The organism is Bacillus sp. LR--39, assembly GCF_053613335.1.
This window is the reverse complement of the sequence record NZ_JBSIOT010001020.1, coordinates 1-655: the sequence shown is the minus strand read 5'-3', so window position 1 is coordinate 655 and position 655 is coordinate 1. Positions and strand designations below refer to the sequence as shown.

At 43.2% G+C, this 655-nt stretch carries 1 pseudogene; it reads left to right on the top strand.

What is annotated here, in order from left to right:
- A pseudogene (gene bceS, locus ACWHAR_RS28155) lies at positions 1–655 on the top strand (two-component sensor histidine kinase BceS); the annotation flags it as partial.

Below are 655 nucleotides of genomic sequence, written 5' to 3'. Positions count from 1 at the left end.
AAGCAATGGTTGAAAGAAGCATTGCCGGGCAAACAGAACACTTGAAGCAGACCGCAGCACGGCATCGCTTAGCATTGGAAAATGAAAAAGATGAGCTGATGGCATGGATCCATGAGGTCAAAACCCCATTAACAGCGATGCATTTAATCATTGATAGAATGGAAGAAAAAGCACTGAAATCCCAGCTGTCATATGAATGGCTGCGTATTCACCTGCTTCTTGATCAGCAGCTTCATCAAAAACGCATTTCATTTATTGAAAACGATCTGTCAGTAGAATTCATTCAGCTTCAGCCTTTGATCTTTAAAGAAATCAAAGATTTACAATCGTGGTGTATCCAAAAAGGGATCGGTTTTGATATACAGCTCGATGCCAAAGAAGTGCTGAGCGATGCAAAATGGCTGGCGTTTATCATCAGGCAGCTGCTGACAAACGCGGTGAAATACAGCGAAGCCTCTGAAATCGAGATCAAAAGCTTTCAAAAAGGGGAACAGACGCAGCTCCAAGTGAAAGACTGTGGCAGGGGCATTGATCCAAAAGATGTACCGCGTATTTTTGATAAAGGATTTACATCCACAACGGATCACCATGATCAAGCGTCAACTAGCATGGGGCTGTACTTGGCAAAAAAAGCAGCTGTGCCGTTATTGATCCT